Raw genomic sequence first — 209 nt, forward strand, 5'->3', positions numbered from 1 at the left:
AGATGGTACTAATCCAAAAGGACAAGTCAATCTCCCTGCGTCAGACGACGAGAGTCATTCTCAATCAGCAAAAGTTGAAATCAATCCATCTCTGTCGACTGATAATACTGATGAGAAGTCCGCAGCAGATGTGGCTGTTGTAAATACTCCAAAAGTGGCAGATCATACTACGACTGCTCAAAATACCATTAATAAGGATAAAAAAACTG

At 40.2% G+C, this 209-nt stretch carries 1 protein-coding gene; it reads left to right on the forward strand.

Going from position 1 to position 209, the window contains the following annotated elements:
- The coding region (locus CBI42_RS13005; RefSeq protein ID WP_179211461.1) for a hypothetical protein at positions 1-209 on the forward strand (209 nt) is incomplete at both ends.

Source organism: Streptococcus sp. KR, assembly GCF_002238115.1.
GTDB lineage: Bacteria > Bacillota > Bacilli > Lactobacillales > Streptococcaceae > Streptococcus.